The sequence below is a fragment of the Yoonia maritima genome (assembly GCF_002933395.1).
Taxonomy (GTDB): Bacteria; Pseudomonadota; Alphaproteobacteria; order Rhodobacterales; family Rhodobacteraceae; genus Yoonia; species Yoonia maritima_A.
On record NZ_PKFN01000009.1, the window covers coordinates 38,844 to 56,116 of the forward strand.

General features: G+C 53.6%; 16 protein-coding genes. 11 read left to right on the forward strand and 5 right to left on the reverse strand.

Translation table 11 applies throughout. The features are described 5' to 3' along the window. Positions 1-50: 50 nt before the first annotated feature. The 11 genes from CYQ09_RS11365 to CYQ09_RS11415 all read left to right on the forward strand — a co-directional run bounded on the left by CYQ09_RS11365 (position 51) and on the right by CYQ09_RS11415 (position 11,759). Positions 51-557, forward strand: a complete 507-nt coding sequence (locus CYQ09_RS11365) for a hypothetical protein (protein ID WP_106745862.1) — start codon at positions 51-53, stop codon at positions 555-557. A gap of 2 nt (positions 558-559) precedes the next feature. Beyond that, positions 560-2,065 carry a M81 family metallopeptidase gene (locus CYQ09_RS11370; RefSeq protein ID WP_106745541.1) on the forward strand — a complete coding sequence of 502 codons (1,506 nt, stop codon included), beginning with the start codon at positions 560-562 and terminating at the stop codon, positions 2,063-2,065. A 2-nt stretch (positions 2,066-2,067) separates the two neighbouring features. Continuing rightward, complete coding sequence (locus tag CYQ09_RS11375; protein ID WP_239495922.1) at positions 2,068-3,156, forward strand: D-TA family PLP-dependent enzyme; 1,089 nt, start codon at positions 2,068-2,070, stop codon at positions 3,154-3,156. A gap of 9 nt (positions 3,157-3,165) precedes the next feature. Further along, positions 3,166-4,308, forward strand: a complete 1,143-nt coding sequence (gene nagA / locus CYQ09_RS11380; RefSeq protein WP_106745543.1) for an N-acetylglucosamine-6-phosphate deacetylase — start codon at positions 3,166-3,168, stop codon at positions 4,306-4,308. Beyond that, complete coding sequence (locus tag CYQ09_RS11385; RefSeq protein WP_106745544.1) at positions 4,305-5,228, forward strand: ROK family protein; 924 nt, start codon at positions 4,305-4,307, stop codon at positions 5,226-5,228. Before nagA ends, CYQ09_RS11385 begins: the two co-directional genes overlap by 4 nt. A gap of 158 nt (positions 5,229-5,386) precedes the next feature. Beyond that, positions 5,387-6,550, forward strand: coding sequence for a Gfo/Idh/MocA family protein (locus CYQ09_RS11390; RefSeq protein WP_106745545.1), 1,164 nt, complete (start codon positions 5,387-5,389; stop codon positions 6,548-6,550). Continuing rightward, positions 6,547-7,431, forward strand: a complete 885-nt coding sequence (locus tag CYQ09_RS11395) for a carbohydrate ABC transporter permease (protein WP_106745546.1) — start codon at positions 6,547-6,549, stop codon at positions 7,429-7,431. The genes CYQ09_RS11390 and CYQ09_RS11395 overlap by 4 nt, the downstream gene beginning before the upstream one ends. Positions 7,432-7,440: 9 nt before the next feature. Further along, positions 7,441-8,322 carry a carbohydrate ABC transporter permease gene (locus CYQ09_RS11400; RefSeq protein WP_106745547.1) on the forward strand — a complete coding sequence of 294 codons (882 nt, stop codon included), beginning with the start codon at positions 7,441-7,443 and terminating at the stop codon, positions 8,320-8,322. A 38-nt stretch (positions 8,323-8,360) separates the two neighbouring features. Then, the gene (locus CYQ09_RS11405; RefSeq protein WP_106745548.1) at positions 8,361-9,578 is read left to right on the forward strand and encodes an ABC transporter substrate-binding protein; all 1,218 of its coding nucleotides are present in this window, start codon (positions 8,361-8,363) and stop codon (positions 9,576-9,578) included. A gap of 98 nt (positions 9,579-9,676) precedes the next feature. Beyond that, positions 9,677-10,810 carry an ABC transporter ATP-binding protein gene (locus CYQ09_RS11410; RefSeq protein ID WP_106745549.1) on the forward strand — a complete coding sequence of 378 codons (1,134 nt, stop codon included), beginning with the start codon at positions 9,677-9,679 and terminating at the stop codon, positions 10,808-10,810. 172 nt (positions 10,811-10,982) lie between these two features. Next, a complete protein-coding gene (locus CYQ09_RS11415; protein WP_106745550.1) occupies positions 10,983-11,759 on the forward strand; it encodes an SseB family protein in 777 nt (258 codons plus the stop codon). Between the two features lie 7 nt (positions 11,760-11,766). Here CYQ09_RS11415 and CYQ09_RS11420 read toward each other — a convergent pair whose 3' ends face one another. From CYQ09_RS11420 to mreC, 5 genes are read right to left on the reverse strand one after another with little or no spacing between them, the layout of a single operon-like run. Next, on the reverse strand, positions 11,767-12,702 hold the full coding sequence (locus CYQ09_RS11420) for a 2-hydroxyacid dehydrogenase (protein WP_106745551.1): 936 nt from the start codon (positions 12,700-12,702) through the stop codon (positions 11,767-11,769). Then, a complete protein-coding gene (gene rodA, locus CYQ09_RS11425) occupies positions 12,702-13,841 on the reverse strand; it encodes a rod shape-determining protein RodA (RefSeq protein ID WP_106745552.1) in 1,140 nt (379 codons plus the stop codon). Before rodA ends, CYQ09_RS11420 begins: the two co-directional genes overlap by 1 nt. Further along, a complete protein-coding gene (gene mrdA, locus CYQ09_RS11430) occupies positions 13,838-15,778 on the reverse strand; it encodes a penicillin-binding protein 2 (RefSeq protein ID WP_106745553.1) in 1,941 nt (646 codons plus the stop codon). The genes rodA and mrdA overlap by 4 nt, the downstream gene beginning before the upstream one ends. Continuing rightward, on the reverse strand, positions 15,775-16,341 hold the full coding sequence (locus tag CYQ09_RS11435) for a rod shape-determining protein MreD (protein WP_106745554.1): 567 nt from the start codon (positions 16,339-16,341) through the stop codon (positions 15,775-15,777). The genes mrdA and CYQ09_RS11435 overlap by 4 nt, the downstream gene beginning before the upstream one ends. After that, positions 16,334-17,257, reverse strand: a complete 924-nt coding sequence (gene mreC / locus CYQ09_RS11440; RefSeq protein WP_106745555.1) for a rod shape-determining protein MreC — start codon at positions 17,255-17,257, stop codon at positions 16,334-16,336. Before mreC ends, CYQ09_RS11435 begins: the two co-directional genes overlap by 8 nt. Positions 17,258-17,273 lie beyond the last annotated feature (16 nt).

Consider the following 17,273-nt stretch of genomic DNA (forward strand, 5'->3'; position numbering starts at 1 on the left):
TTCCAGAAATTTTGTGTCTTTATAGAAATGAATTTCATTGGATGGTGCATATGACGACGCTAAGTGACCCTTTTCAGAATCCATTTCCAGCGACCGATATTGATCGGCGCGCAATTTGGGAAATGCTTGTTCCGCGCGATATTGATGCATTTGTTGCTGCAGATTGGTTGGCGGTGGCCGACGACTTCATCGTTGAAAACTTTACAGGCGTGAGCGGACATTTCCAAAGTGACCCGGATCAATATGATTTAGCGTATCCAACCTTAGAGGCGTACCGCGATGACTGGATCCGTCAGGCCCGAGATTTTGTCGCGCAGCGCGATGCTGGTGCGTATGAGGGTGATCCGCGTGATGGCATCTATGGCGCTACCCGGCTTGAGAAAATTGAGATCACAGGTGATGCTGCGTTGGTGCGCAAGAAATTTGACGGGCAACTTAAGCGTATCGATGGCACCACGGAACGCATGAACTGGCAGACATTATACTGGTGCCGCCGCAAAGATGGTCGCTGGAAAATTGCAGGCTTTGTTGGATATCTTCCGCACATCAAGGAATAATAATGACCCAAGGCAGCACAAGGCGTATCTTTGTGGCCGCAATGGCGACCGAGACAAACACGTTTTCACCGATCGTGATTGATCGCACGGCATTCGAAGAATCATTCTATGCCGCGCCGGGCATGCATCCGTCGACAGCGACGTTATGCACGGCGCCAATTCCCGTCGGCCGTAAGGTTTGCGCGGAGAAAGGATGGGATTTGATCGAAGGAACAGCCGCTTGGGCCGATCCCGCAGGGCTTGTTTCTCAGCAAGCTCACCACGGTTTGCGTGACGAAATACTGGCGCAGTTACAGGCGGCAATGCCGGTCGATGCCGTGGTTTTGGGGCTGCATGGCGCAATGGTTGCGCAGGGCTGCATTGATCCAGAGGGGGACTTGCTCGCGCGGGTCCGCGAAATGGTGGGGCCTGATGTGCTTGTCTGTGCTGAACTTGATCCACATAGCCATTTGACCGCAAAGCGCGTGTCTGCTGCCGATTTCTTTGTAGTGTTCAAAGAATTCCCCCACACGGATTTTGTGGATCGGGCGCAGGACCTTTGGGCACTGGTCGTGGGGCGGCTGGAGGGGAGGATTCACCCGGTCATGTCGACATATGATTGTCGGATGATCGACGTTTTTCCCACCTCGCGCGAACCCATGCGCAGTTTTGTGGATCGCATGATTGCGATTGAACGGGATGACCCCAAGGTCTTATCGGTATCTGCCATTCACGGCTTTATGGCGGGTGATGTTCCTGAAATGGGCGCTAAGATGATTGTGGTCACTGACGGTGATGCCTCATATGGCGATGTAATGGCCGAACGGTTGGGGCAGGAATTATTTGCCAATCGTGGCAAGCATATGATGCCAACGATGGATCAAACGCAAGCGGTCGCTGCTGCAATGGCCGCCAGCACAGGGCCTGTTGTTCTTGCTGATATGTGGGACAATCCCGGTGGTGGTACGGCGGGTGATGCTACGGTTGTTTTGCACGAACTGATGATCCAAGGCGCAACCGGTGTTGCGGTTGGCACGATCTGGGATCCGATCGCAGTTAAGCTATGTATGGTGGCTGGCGAAGGTGCGGTGATGTCGCTTCGCTTTGGCGCGAAGTCGGCCCCTATGACAGGGAACCCTGTTGATGCGTTGGTCAAGGTTATTGGCGTGTCTGCAGATGCCGCGATGGTTTTTGGTGAAAGTGTTGTGCCGTTCGGCCCCGCTGTTCGCATTTCACTTCTAGACGAAGCTGGTCAAGAAATCGGGATCGAGGTGATCTTGAATACTGTTCGGGCCCAAAGTTATGATCCCTCATTGTTTTTAGTGATGGGAATTGACCCGCTTGCGCAGAAAATACTGGTGATAAAGTCCACTAATCATTTCTATGCGTCCTTTGCGCCAATCGCGACGCAGGTGTTGTACTGTTCTGCTGGGAAGCCTTATCCGAACGATCCGGCGACGAATACTTACCGCAATGTGCGCACCGACATTTGGCCGCGTATTGATAACCCCTTTGCACAGGATGACTGATTTTGACTTCTCCTTGGCCGAAACCCGGCACGCCTTTTTCTGACATTCTAACCCCTATGCCTGTCATCGACGAGGACCGCGTTGCTGCGAATATCGCGCGGGCGCAGGCTTATATGAACAAGTACGGTAAGAATTTTCGCCCTCATATCAAAACACACAAAATCCCCGCCGTTGCGCAGCAGCAGCTTGATGAAGGCGCCGTTGGTATTAACTGCCAAAAAGTCACCGAAGCCGAAGTGTTTGCGGATGCTGGATTTGAAGACATCCTGATTACCTATAACGTTTTGGGTGCGCCGCGATTGGCGCGCCTAAAAGCATTGCATGCGAAGGTGCCAAAGCTAACAGTGGTCGCTGACAGTGCCGTCACCGTTGATGGGTTGGCAGCGGCGTTTGCTGATGGTCCGCCAATTGCAGTTTTGGTGGAGTGTGACACAGGTGGTGCGCGCTGTGGTGTGCAAACACCCGCTGATGCGGCGGCGCTCGCAAAGCATATCGCGCAGACGGGCGGCGTGCGTTTTGACGGACTGCTGACCTACCCATCCGTTGATGGTGCATCAAAGGTCGAAACGTTCATGAAAGACACTCTGGATTTGTTGTCTGAAGCTGGAATTGATTGCCCAGTGCGTTCCAATGGCGGTAGTCCGGATTTGTTTTCCGCGCATTTGGTCCCCAGCGCGACCGAGCACCGTGCAGGCACATATGTTTACAACGACCGATCCATGGTGCGTGCTGGTGAATGCGCGGTGGATGATGTTGCGATGCATGTTCTGGCAACAGTGGTTTCGCGACCAACGCCGACACGCGCTGTTTTGGATGCCGGGTCCAAGGCGCTTACGTCTGATCTGTTAGGGTTTACTGATCACGGAGAGATTGCCGAATTGCCCGGGGCGCGGATCGTGTCGCTTTCGGAAGAACACGCCGTTGTTGATCTGACGCATTGCACCGTGGCAGCACCCGCGGTCGGGGCGCAGGTCCGTGTTATCCCTAATCACACCTGCGTCGTGTCGAACTTGTTTGACCGGGTGGTGTTTCACCGATCTGGTGTCGTGACCCGTGTTGAAGCGGTGGCTGCGCGTGGTACTGTTTGGTAAGGTCGCGGTATGACAGCTCTCACAGCATTTCACGCTGAACAAATCTTTGACGGATACGATTGGCATCGCGCTGCTGCTTTGCTTGTTGCTGATGGTCGGGTTGATGGGATCGTGGCGTCGGCGGATGCGCCGTCTGGCATTCAGGTCAAGGGCGCAATCGTGCCGGGACTGGTTGACCTGCAAGTAAATGGCGGCGGTGGCGTTCTGTTTAATAACGACCTTTCCCGGTCCGGGGTTGAGGCAATTTGCGCCGCGCATGCGCAGTTTGGCACGACTTCTGTTATGGTGACATTGATCACAGATACGGTTGCACATACTGCAGCGGCGATAGGCGCAGCTGTGAACGCAAGCGATGTTCCCGGTTGGCTTGGTTTGCACCTTGAGGGGCCGCATCTGGATCCATCACGCAAGGGGACGCACGACCCTCATCTGATCAGGCCAATGAACGATGATGATCTGGCGCGTTTGATCTCGGCGAAGGGTCGTTTCGATCATATGATTTGTACTGTCGCTCCTGAATCTGTGACGGTTGGTCAAGTGTCAGCTCTTTCAGAGGCGGGAATCGTCGTGAGCTTGGGGCACACTGGATGCACTCATTCGGTTGCGCGTGCCTACGCTGATGCGGGTGCGCGCATGGTGACGCATCTGTTTAACGCGATGGGGCAGTTGGAACACCGTGCGCCAAATTTGGTTGGCGCTGCTTTGGATGATGAGCGGTTTTCGGCGGGCTTAATCGCAGATGGGTATCATGTCGACGATAGCGCAATGCGCATTGCGCTGCGCGGAAAGAATGGCCCAGGGAAAGTCTTCTTGGTGTCGGACGCGATGTCGACGATTGGGACCGACCTAACTGAATTTACGTTGAATGATCGGGAGATATTCCGCTCGGACGGGCGACTGATGCTTGCAGATGGCACGCTTGCTGGGGCGGATATCGCGTTGATTGACGCGGTGCGATATGTTCACCAATCCCTTGGGGTGCCGTTGGGTGATGCGCTGAACCTCGCGGGGGTGCATCCCGCACAGGCGATGGGGATCAATGATCGCGGTCATCTTAAAGCGGGCGCACGGGCTGATTTCTTTGCTTTGACACCGCAAATTACTGCTGGTGGGACATGGATTTCTGGCCAAAATATTAAGGACATCGCATGATCCTGTGCTTTGATATCGGTGGGACCGCGATCAAAATCGCTGAGGCCTATAGCGCGGACAAAGTTATACCGAAGGGACGGATCGCGACGCCAACGGATGACTTTGATGCATTTGTCGAAATCCTGAACGATGCTGTCGCTGCCGCAAATATACGTCCTGACGTTTTGGCTTTTGCGCTTGCGGGTGTTTTGGACCCTGAAACCGGGGTGGCCACGATGGCGAACATTCCCTGCCTGACTGGTCGTCGTTTACAGCAGGAGCTGGAGAATCTTTTGGGCCTACCTGTCGTCCTTGCAAATGATGCTGATTGTTTCGCCTTGGCCGAGGCAACGGTGGGTGCGGGGCGTGGGCATGATGTTGTGTTCGGGTTGATCCTTGGGACCGGCGTTGGCGGTGGTGTGGTTGTCAATGGAAGCCTGATTAATGGCGGCGGCGGTTTTGCCGGTGAAGTCGGGCATGGGCCCATTGCGCAACGTGTTTTGGACGATCAGAATGTAACGCTGCCCGCTTTTTCATGCGGCTGTGGTCTATCGGGCTGTTTGGATTCGATTTGTTCGGCGCGTGGTTTGGAACGGCTACACAGGCATCTACATGGCCGCGAAAGCGCCGATAGCCGTGATGTAGTCAGAGATTGGGAAAGCGGTGATCCGCGTGCGACCAAGACTATTGCGGTCTGGCTTGCGGTGTTGTCTGGGCCATTGGCCGTCATGGAAAACATGCTGGGTGCTGGCGTGGTTGCTGTTGGCGGTGGGTTATCAAATTCAACGCTGCTCATCACGGCGTTGGATGGCGAGGTGCGGAAAAAATGCCTGCGCCGATTCGAACGCCCACTGATTGTACCGGCCCAATGCCCAGTCGAGCCGGGTTTGGTCGGGGCGGCAATTCTTGGGTTGCGGCGTCATGAAAATGTTGCCGCATAGACCGAAGCAAATTTTGCTGAAATGCTGTTTTTTTGGCATATTGTGAAAACTAATTACACATCATGCCGAAGTTTGTCACATTTATATGAAAAATTCTTGACCGAACGGCCGATTTAGGCCCAAGTTTAGAAAAAGAATTTCTTCACAGGGGGTGCGACATGAAAGTCGCCATCATCGGTCTTGGCTTTCGGCTTGGGTATCTTGGGTACGTCTTTAGCGAGATGGACCCGGATTTTGAGATCGTCGGTTACTTTGATCCCGCCCCTGCAGGTATGGTCACGTTGGACGAACATGGCATCAGCGCTGGCACTGCGTACCCATCGCCAGAGGCATTGGTGAAAGCAGGGGGGTATGATCTTTTGATGATTGGTTCGCCCAATCACATGCACCTTGATCACATCCGGCTTGGCCTTGAGGCTGGTAATAAAGTCTTCTCAGAGAAACCAATCGTGTCGACGATTGAGCAAACATATGAGCTTGCCGCTTTGATGGGGAAATTCGGGCCAGAAAATTTGATGGTAGGTTTAGTGTTGCGTTATGCGCCGCTGTACCGCGACCTGATTGCAGCGCGTGATGCGGGTATGTTGGGAAACATCGTTTCTATAGAAGCCGCCGAACATATCTATCCCTACCATGGTGCGTTTTTCATGCGCGACTGGCGGCGTTACGAAAAATGGTCCGGCAGTTTTATGTTGGAAAAATGCTGTCACGATCTGGACCTTTATAATGGCCTAATCGGCGCACGCCCTGAACGCGTGGCAAGCTTTGGTGGGCGCAAAACCTTTGTTCCGGCGAACGACCCGAAAAACGAAGGCGTCAACGATCTGGATATTTATCACCGGAAACCATCAGGCTGGAACGGATCGGACAAAGTGTTCGACAGTGACGGGGATATTATCGATTATCAGGTGGCGATTATTGAGTACGCCAATGGCGTTGGGATGAATTTTCACACGAACCTAAATGCCCCTGATCAATTTCGCCGTTTCGCGGTTTTTGGTACAAAAGGACAGGCCGAAGGTGATTTCATCCGCGCCAACTTTAAGGTCACGGACGTGTTGTCCGAAGAAACGAAGGTTGAAAAAGAATATCAAGCGAGCGCTCTTTCGCAACATTACGGCGCAGACGAGGAAATGGCAGCAAAGGTTATCGCTCATGTAATGAAAGGCGGCCCGCTGCCGGTCTCACCACTTGATGCGCTCGAGGCGGGTATTCTTGCGCTTGCAATGGATGATGCGCGGCGCAGCCGCCAAGTGGTCGATATGCGCCCGATTTGGGATCGGTATGATAACGCCTTTGCCACAAAGGAGTTCGTTGCATGACCCAAAATCGGGCCGCGTTGATCTTTGCTTGGGCTCTTCTTGCGCCAGCGATTATTTATGTCCTTGTGATTGTCGCTTGGCCGCTGATTGAAACCTTTCGGCTGTCATTTACGGATGCCTCACTGCGTAAAACGACGAATTACGTTGGATGGCGGAACTACCTGAAAATATTCGACCGTGATTTCCTTGAAATTATTATCCGGACGTTCACTTGGACGTTCTTTTCGGTGCTGCTGAAAATGCTGATTGGTACGTTTGGCGCAGTGCTATTGAACTGTGCTGTGCCGGGGCGTCACGTGTTCCGTATTCTTACGATGCCACCTTGGATCGTGCCGATGGCCATTGGTATTTTCATGTGGGGCTGGATGTATAACGGTCAATTCGGGATGATTTCAGGCCTGTTGCAACGGTTTGGCATTGTGGACGGTCCTGTTGCGTTTTTAGCCTATGGGAACACGGCCTATTGGTCGACCATTGTGACAGACGTTTGGATCGGTGTGCCGATGGTCACGATCTATTTTCTTGCAGCAATCCAGTCGATCCCGCGTGACCTGTACGAGGCGGCGTGGACAGACGGTGCTAGCCGCTGGATGCGGTTCCGCAGGATAACGTTGCCGCTGATGGGGCCAGCTGTGATCACCATGTCCATGCTGTCGCTCATATCTACGTTTAACAGCTTTGATATCATCTGGATCCTAACTCAAGGTGGACCATCAGGCAGCACCACCACCATGATTATCGACACTTACGCGACGGCAATTGGATCGAAGAAATATGGTGAAGGCGCTGCACGTGCTGTGGTGATCTGTATCTTCTTGTCGCTGTTTTGCATCGCTTACTTTCGCATGACCCGCAAACTCGCGACTGCCGAGAAAACATAGGGGGCACAGATGGCACTTAAGTTATTCAAAAAAGACCAGACACGGGCGATGATAGATCGCTATAGCTGGGCTGAACTGATCGGCATATATGTGGGCATTGCATTATTTCTGTTCTTTATGTTGGCCCCTTTTATCGAAGGTTTCCTTGTCAGTTTGAAACCGCTGGCACAGCTATTTTCATCACCTTATTCATTTCTTCCCGAAAACGGATCGTTCGAAGCCTACCGCACAATGTGGGTCAGCGTCCCTAGCTTTGGACGCTACATCTTTAACTCGCTGTTGATCTCAACCATTGCGACAATTATCGTGCTGATCCTTGTGGTGCCTGCGGCATACGCCTTTGCGCGGTTCAAGTTCAAAGGCATGGCGATGGTTCTGGCGGCGTTCCTTGCTGTATCGATGTTTTCTGGCGCAGTGTTATTGATCCCGCTGTTTCGGTTGATGCGGACGTTGGGTCTTTTGAATACGTATTTCGCGATGATTGTCCCCGGTGCTGCCTTTCTGATCCCATCGGCGATTTGGCTGCTACGGACATACATGATGCGTATCCCTATCGAACTGAACGAAGCGGCCTACATGGATGGTGCGTCGCAGTTCTATACCTTCCGCCGGGTGATATTACCGATCGCGCGGCCGGGGATCATCGTTGTCGCGATTATGACTTTTATCGGAGCCTATGCCCAGCAATTCATCTTTGCTTTGACGTTCAATTCAAAGACCGAATTCATGCCGCTACCGGTGGGGCTGTTTGCCTATTTTGGCAAACAAGAAGTTATCTGGAACGAACTGATGGCCGCAAGCTTTGTCGGGATTGCACCGGCAATGGTCATCATCTTCTTTCTACAACGCTATCTTGTCGGTGGTCTGACTGCTGGCGCGATCAAACAATAATAACAACATTTTATAACCAACAAAACGGGAGACTAAAATTGACAACCCTCACACATAAGGCGCTTTTGGGCGCGCTGCTTGCTGGGACAACTGCGTTGCCTGCGCTGGCCGAAGACATTAGCTGGATCTATTGCGGCGATTCAATCGACCCAGTCCACGAACAATACATTGCCGAATGGGAAGCCGCGAACGAAGGTTGGACCGTAACACCCGAAGTTGTCGGTTGGGCGCAGTGCCAAGACAAAGCCACCACATTGGCCGCAGCTGGCAGCCCAGTTGCGATGGCTTATGTCGGGTCACGCACGCTCAAGGAATTTGCATTGAACGAACTGATCGTTCCGGTGCCAATGACTGAAGAAGAACAAGCATCATACTACCCCAACATCGTAGATACGGTGACCTTTGAGGGCACTCAGTGGGGCGTGCCAATCGCGTTTTCCACTAAGGCATTCTACTGGAACAAAGATATCTTCGAAGCGGCTGGTCTAGACCCAGAAACGCCGCCGGCGACATGGGCAGAAACCATTGCCTTTGCAAAGCAGATTACAGAGAACACTGATGTTGCTGGCTATGGTCTGCCAGCCAAGACATTTGACAATACGATGCACCAGTTCTTGCACTGGGTGTACACCAACAACGGTCAAATCATCGACGCAGACGGCAACATCACCATGGATAGCCCAGAAGTGCTGGCGGCTTTGCAGGCCTATAAAGACATCGTTCCCTACTCCGTTGAAGGTGCCACTGCTTACGAGCAGAATGAAATTCGCGCGATCTTTCTTGATGGTTCGGTTGGCATGATCCAAACGTCGGTTGGTGCGGCATTCATGCTGCCCGAGACTGATATCAGCTGGGGCGTAGCCGACCTACCAGTTGGGCCAAGCGCCGAAGGTCCCGGTACATTGTTGATCACAGATTCTTTGGCGATCTTTGACGGCTCTGGTGTTGAAGACAAGGCGATCGAGTTTGCTAAATTCATCACTTCGCCGGTCGTGCAAGAAGCCTATGAAGGTGGCGGTGCTGCCAGCCTGACACCGCTTCGCCCTGGTCCTGCTGTGGATGAAATGTTGGCGAACGGGCCATATTGGCAGCCATTCATCGACGGCATTGCGTTTGGTGGACCAGAGCCATTGTTCACTGACTACAAAGGGTTCCAAAACGTGATGATTGGAATGGTCCAGTCGGTCGTGACTGGCGACGAAGAACCTGCAGAGGCCTTGGCCGAAGCTGCGGCAGATCTTGAAGAATATAAGTAGGTCCCCCGTGGTCCAGCCGCTGTTGTTTGGTGGCTGGACTACATTTTTCCGGTGAAATCCGGTTATGAACTGAATTGACTAAACACTAGGAGAACCCCTTGGGCCAACTATCACTCAAGAATGTTGTGAAAACTTTTGGCGACTTTGAGGTCGTAAAAGGGGTGTCTTTGGACGTGCACGAAGGCGAATTTATGGTCTTTGTTGGCCCGTCGGGCTGCGGAAAGTCGACACTGTTACGCATGATTGCAGGGCTTGAACACACAACCGATGGTGACATCGTGATTGACGGCAAGCGGGTCAATGATCTTGCTCCGGTCAAGCGCGGTATCGCGATGGTGTTTCAATCCTACGCACTTTACCCGCACATGTCCGTCTATGAAAATATTGCGTTCCCCTTGAGGGTCGAACGCGCACCCGAAGATGAAATTCGTAAAAAGGTCGAAGCAGCAGCAGCGATCTTGCACCTTGAAACGCGTTTGAAACAAAAACCCGGAAACCTGTCCGGGGGACAGCGGCAACGTGTTGCGATTGGGCGTGCGATTGTGCGCGAGCCAGAGATATTTTTGTTTGATGAACCACTGTCGAATCTCGATGCGGCACTACGCGCGGATATGCGCCTTGAATTGACCCGACTTCACAAGCAGCTTGGGGCGACAATGGTTTACGTGACCCATGATCAAGTCGAAGCCATGACTATGGCCGACCGGATTGTTGTGTTGAACGGGGGCTATATCGCGCAGGTCGGTGCTCCGCTTGAACTGTATCACAAACCTCAGAACACTTTTGTTGCTGGGTTTATCGGCAATCCGCGCATGAACTTTATGCCTGCTAAATGTGTCGCAGTATCCGATGCGGGCGTGGAGATTGATTTTAATGGGCAAAAACTGACAATTGCCGTTGATGTCCCGGCGGATCAACGTACCGCGTTGATCGGAACTGACGTTACGCTTGGCATTCGGCCAGAGCATATCGCGATCGGAACAGGCGACGCGGTTATGACGATTAGGCCCACCGTAATCGAGCATCTCGGTCAGCAAACATTGGGCTACGCAGCACTGCCTGATCGCGAGGAAAATTTTTGCTTTGTCCTCACTGGGACGCAGATCATCAACGATGACCAAGACGTTCAAGTGTCATTTTCAGCGGCGGACTGTCACTTGTTCGATGCCGATGGAAACGCATTTGAACGCTCTGTCGAACTGTCTGCAATGACCGTTCCAGCGCAGAGCTAGATCAGTCCACACTATCGCAGGCTCTGACTCGGCGGGGCGGCTTGCGACGTTGAACCGCGCGTGTTTCCCTTGCCTCATCTGTCCGGGCACAATACCGGGTGTTGTGAGAAAATTCGATGGTTCGAGACTGTTTTGCTGCCCGCGTTCCGGTCTCAAGTGAAAGAAGTGCTGAATGACTGACCTTGATACCGCCCACGCCGCAATGGACGCGGCCCCCGAAGATGATGCCGCGCGGCTGCGGTTTTACGAACGGCTTGCCGATACGGAACTGTTCATGTTGTTGGGCGAAGAGGCCGAAGGCGATCAGGTTATGCCCGAATTGTTCGAAATCGAAGACCAGCGATTTGCCCTTGTTTTCGACCGCGAAGAACGACTGTCCAAGTTTGTAGGTCGACCCGCACCTTATGCTGGCGTTCCCGGGCGAGGGCTGGTGCAGATGTTGGCTGGACAGGGGATCGGATTGGCGTTGAACCTAGAGGTTGCACCTTCTGCGATGCTAATCCCGGCCGAGGCTGTCGATTGGTTGATGCAGACGCTGGCACATGCGCCGGATGAGACAGAGGCGCGGCTAACTGAGATCAACGCGCCTGCTGGTTTGCCAGAGGCCGTCGTGACCGGGTTGGATCGCAAGCTGGCGATTGCCGCTGGAATGGCAAAATTTGCCTATCTTGCCGCAGCGACTTACGAAGGCGGGGCGACTGGCCATGTGCTCGCATTTGTTGATGCAACGCCGGGTGCAGAACAGGCGCTTGCAAATGCCGCGAGCGAAGTGTTGACCTTTTCTGGGATCGAAGCAGGCATGATGGACGTCATGTTCATACGTGCCTCTGATCCGATTGCTGGTCATTTGGCCAAGGTTGGGCTGCGGTTTGATCTGCCAGAGATCGAAAAACCACATGTGCCCGGTGCGCCCGGTATGGACCCAAATAAGCCACCAAAGCTGCACTAATTTTAGATCAATACCCAGCGCTTCGATCGACGAGGTGCTGGAATGGTTTGCCAGCCTCACCACGGGCGATGTTCTCTGCGACGACCTCTGCCGCTAGATCAGCGCGAGTGGCTGATGCAATATGCGGAGTTACGGTAACTTTGGGATGTGCCCAGAATAGATCTTCGGGCGGCAGCGGTTCTACACGAAACGTGTCTAGGGTCGCGTGTGAAAGATGGCCTTGATCAAGTGCTGCAAGCAACGCTTGATCATCAATCAATCCCCCACGGCCGGGGTTGATCACCACAGCACCTTTTGGCAGCTTTGCGATCGCCTTTTCATCAAGCGTGTTTTCCGTAGCAGGTGTTTTGGGTAGCAGTAAGATCAGCATCTGTGCGCTGGATAACGCCGTTTCAAATCCGCCCGGTCCAGATACACAGGTTAGCCCGTCGATAGATTTCTGACTGCGGCTCCAGCCAGTGACAGGAAAGCCCAACCGAGCGAGCGCTTGGCCACAGGCCTGACCCAAGGCGCCCAATCCAAGAATTGTCACTGGTCGCTGATGGGCTAATGGTGGTGTAACGTCATTGCGCCAAACCCCGTCCTGTCCCTTGATATGGTCATCCATCCCCAGATGATGTCTGAGCACATGGCCGGTGACCCATTCGATCATCCCCTGATCCAGTCCGCCACCAACCATACGAGCCAATGGGATTGTCAGGGTGTCATTCCCGACGATGTCTTCGACCCCGGCCCAAAGCCGTTGTACAAGTTTCGCACGGGTGAACGGTGCAAAATCGGTGATTGGGGCTTCGCCGCCACCAAAGACGATATAGTCAACCTGATCGGCGGGGATATCGCGTGCCAAGTGAACCTTGAACGGCAGGGGGGCAAAAGCGGTATCAAGATGCGGGGCATATTCATCCCAAGATGCATCATTGCCCGTAAATAGAATATTGATCATTAGCGTGGCCTATGGACGTGGGCGCTTTGGACAAGGCCAAAGGCAACAAGAAGAACAAGCATGGCAGAACCGCCATAGCTGACAAGCGGAAGCGGCACACCAACCACGGGGGCAAGTCCCATGACCATCGCCATATTTACCGCAAAAAATAGAAAGAACGTCATCGCGATGCCCAGCGTCAGCAACGCAGCAAACCTGTCTTTGTTGCCGATTGCCGAGGCAATGCAAAACATCACAATCAACAGGTACAGCAACAGCAACGTCGACGCCCCCACAAATCCGAATTCTTCTGCCAAGGTGGTGAAGATAAAGTCAGTGTGTTTTTCGGGTAGAAAGTTCAGGCGCGATTGCGTGCCTTGCATGAACCCGCGGCCCGTCCAGCCACCTGAACCAAGCGCGATCTTGGCTTGTGTGATGTGATACCCTGCACCAAGTGGGTCGTTGGATGGATCGATGAATGTATCAATGCGGCGGAATTGGTAGTCCTTGATCAGTTGCCAAGTCGTGCCGCGGCTTTCGAATACGGCAACGATGGCTGCCACTCCTGCACCAACGACCGTCGCGAAATAGGCCCAATGAACGCCAGCTAAAAACATGACGGTCGCGCCGCCCATCAAAAGCAATAGTGCGGTGCCAAGATCAGGTTGCTTTAGCACAAGCATCGTCGGGACAAGGATAAAGATAACAGGCAATGCCACCCAGAGCGGGCGTGATGTTTTGTCGTTTGGTAGCCAGTCGTAATAGGCTGCGATAAACATAACCACGGTTATTTTGGTGACCTCGGAAGGTTGCAAAACCATAAACCCAAGATCGATCCAACGTTGTGCGCCCATGCGGACTTCGCCGAAAAATTCCACCCCAAGCAGCAGCAAGAGTGACCCGCCATAAGCGACAAAAGCCATATTTCGCCAAAACCAAATTGGGACCATGGCAATCACGAACATTAAAAACATACCAAGGCCAAAGCGCTTCATCTGCGGTTCCATCCACGGTGTGGGAGATCCACCTGCAACTGAATACAGCATTAGAAATCCGGCGCAGGCGACAGCGGACAGCAACATGACCAATGGCCAGTTAATGTACCATATTTTGCGTAGCCCGGTCGGGACGTGTTTGGTGTTATGTTCAAGATAACTCATGCGCGGCTTTGCGCCTTTGCACCCATTGGGATACGCGATTCAATCCGGCGCTGCTGTTCGGCAATTCTGTCCCGGACATTGGCCGGATACGCGTCCAGCGGTGGCGCACCGCCGTACTGGGCCTGCAAAATGACATCCCGTGCAATCGGCGCTGCCGCACTAGAGCCGCCGCCGCCATGTTCAACGATGACAGCGACAGCATAGCGCGGATTATCAAGAGGCGCGTAGCTAACGAATAGGGCGTGGTCACGGCGTTCCCACGGCAGGTCTTCGTTGCGGGTTACCCCGGCGGCACGTTCTTCAGGGGTGATACGTCTGACCTGACTGGTCCCGCTTTTTCCTGCCATTTTATAGCCTTCGGTCAAAATACGCGAACCGTAGCCAGTACCACGCCTGTTATTGCAGACATCGTTCATAGACGCGCGAATGCGGCGCAACGTGTTTTCGTTCAACCCAAGGCTCTCTCCGCGCCCACTGGGTTGTTCGACGCCATCAATCAACCGCACTAGCCGAGGGGTAATTTCGTGACCCGTCGCGATCCGTGCTGTCATAACGGCCAGTTGTAACGGCGATGCAAGCACATAACCCTGACCGATGGATGCGTTGACCGTGTCACCAATCCGCCAGTCTTCGCCGCGCACCGATGATTTCCATTCTTTGTCAGGCGCAAGCCCTGAAGCGACCGCAGAAAGCGGCAGGTCATGTTTAATCCCTAGACCAAGCTTGCGCGCCATCGCTGCCATTTTGTCGATACCGACGCGCTGGGCGATTTCGTAATAATAGCAGTCGCAACTTTGCTTGAGGCTGTCATGCAGATTGATGTTGCCGTGCCCGCCGGATTTCCAGCAGTGAAAGCGAATGCCGTAAACATCGGTGTAGCCGGGGCAGTAAACGGTTTCGTCAGCGCTAACAACGCCGTCTTCCATCGCGGCCAGGGCAGTGACCATCTTAAAGGTCGATCCGGGAGGGTAGGTGCCTTGCACAGCTTTGGCAGCCAGTGGACGATATTTATCCTCGTTCAGACCGGTCCAATCTTTGACTGAAATGCCACGCACGAACAGGTTCGGGTCGAATGATGGGGCCGAGGCAATCGCGCGTAAATCGCCGTGTTCAAGGTCAATGACGACGACACCGGCAGATTCTCCATCCAGTCGGGCTTGCGCGTACGTCTGCAACCGGTTGTCGATTGTTAGCTGTACGTCTTTGCCTGCGTCACCTTCTTGGCGATCTAGCTCGCGCATCACGCGACCAACTGCGTTGACTTCGATCCGGCGGTGTCCGGCGCTGCCACGCAGGGTGTGTTCCAGCTTGTTCTCTGACCCTGTCTTGCCGATTTGGAACTTTGGAATTTGCAGCAGTGGATCCTGATCGTCGATCCGGCTTAGATCATAGTCACTGACCGGACCAACATAACCAACCACATGGGCTAGGTCTGCGCCCCAAGGGTAGACGCGGCTTTGACCAACTTCGGCCTGAATGCCGGGAAGCGCTGGCGTATTTAGGTTAATCTTAGCAACATCATCCCAAGTCAGGCGTTCGGCGATGGTCACTGGGACAAATGGCGACCTGCGCTGCATTTCTTCCATAGCGCGGGTTAGCTGTTCTGGTGAAATGTCAACGATCTGGGTCAGGTTTGCAAGAACTTCGCCAACATCACCAGCGTCTTCGCGGACCATGACAACGCGGTAGTTTTGTTCATTATCGGCGATGGCCTCGCCGTTGCGGTCAAAGATCAAACCGCGGGATGGCGGAAGAAGGCGAATGTTGATGCGGTTCTCTTCTGCAAGCAGCCGGAATTCATCGGCATGTTCGACCTGCATTGAACGCATGCGCCAACCAAGCACGGCCATAATTGCGATTTGCGACGTACCTACGACCAACGCACGGCGGCTGATAGTGCGTGTGCTTTCGATGACGTCTTTGGGTGGTCGTTTCATACGCGTTGCCCTCTGCTGCCGGTTTCACCGGGTGTGACGCGGGTGATAACGAAAACATAGTGCATGATCAGGACGACGAAAGGGTAGATTGCAATTGTCAAAATCAGTTGAAGTAAAATCATGCCGAAAGGTGCCACATCAACGGCGAGAAGTAGAAGGATAAACCGATTTGCAATGGTAATGGTGGTGATGCCGATTGCAATGCTGCCCCACTCTGCCAAAAACGGCATTGAGCGAAATTCACGACTGCGTTTGCGTAGCTGTTCGGTCAATATAATGACGAGCCCCGCCCATAGCCCGGGCGGGCGTTGAAAGATCAGGTCGCCCATCAAAAAGATGGCAGCAATGATCCAGACGGGCGTATATTTTGGGCGGCGGGCGACCCAGACCAATGTCAAAGCAAGGCAGATGTCAGGCGACACCAAGCGAAGATGCCATGTTCCCAAACTTATCACGCGGGGTTCCATGCTTTGTGGAACCAATTGAAAGACCATGATGACAAAAGCGATCAACACAAATGCACCACGCTTGACCCATACTTGGCTGTCTGCTGGGCTAGCCATCGCTTGATACCACAGGAGGAAGCGGCGATGCCGGCAACGCGGTAGGGCCGTAGAACTCGGCTTCGGGTGCAAGTAATCCACCCGGATCGTTGATGGTTTCATGCGGTTGCGCGCGCAAGACACGCAAGAACTCTAAGCGTTGGTAATCCGCCGATAGCCTTACGCGCAGGCGCTGATCTGTGCCAAGTGCGACCTGACCAATCAGTAAATCAGCAGGGAAAACACCGCCATCCCCTGACGACACCACCCGATCACCGGGCCGGACGAGCGATGTATCTTCTAAAAACTCTAGCGGCGGGTTCAATGTGTTGTCTCCGCCCAAAATGGCCTTTTGCCCGGATGGCTGGATGGTAACTGGGATGCGGCTGGATGTGTCGGTCAACAACATCACGCGGCTTGTCTCTTGGCCGACGCCCGCAATGCGCCCAACCAAACCGATACCGTCCATCGTGGGCCAGCCGTCGATGATGCCATCGCGTGCACCGACGTTGACCAAAACAGACTGTCGAAAGGGCGACCCGCTATCTGCGATGACCACGCCCGTAACGAAGGTAAGCTGGGGATCAAGGCTGACGTTGTTCAGATCAAGCAGCTTTGCGTTTTCTTGTTCAAGCTGAAGCGCGGCTTCTTTCCATGCTTTCATTTGCTGAAGTTCGCGCCGCAAATCTTGGTTCTGTGCAGAAAGCTGTTGGTAGCTTTGGAAGTCGCTAACCAGCCCAACGATGCCGTTAATCGGAGCCATAGCCCAGTCAAACGATGGAACAACCTTGTCTATCGCGGCGGCCCGAAACCGTTCTACCCGAGGGCTGTCGATCCGCCAGACAAGAAACAAACCAAACAGCGCAAGCAGAAGTACCCCAACCAGCAATCTGCGGATCGGGGTAACAAAGTCTTCGGTGTTCTTGTCTCTTGCCAAGGGCAATTATCCCCGG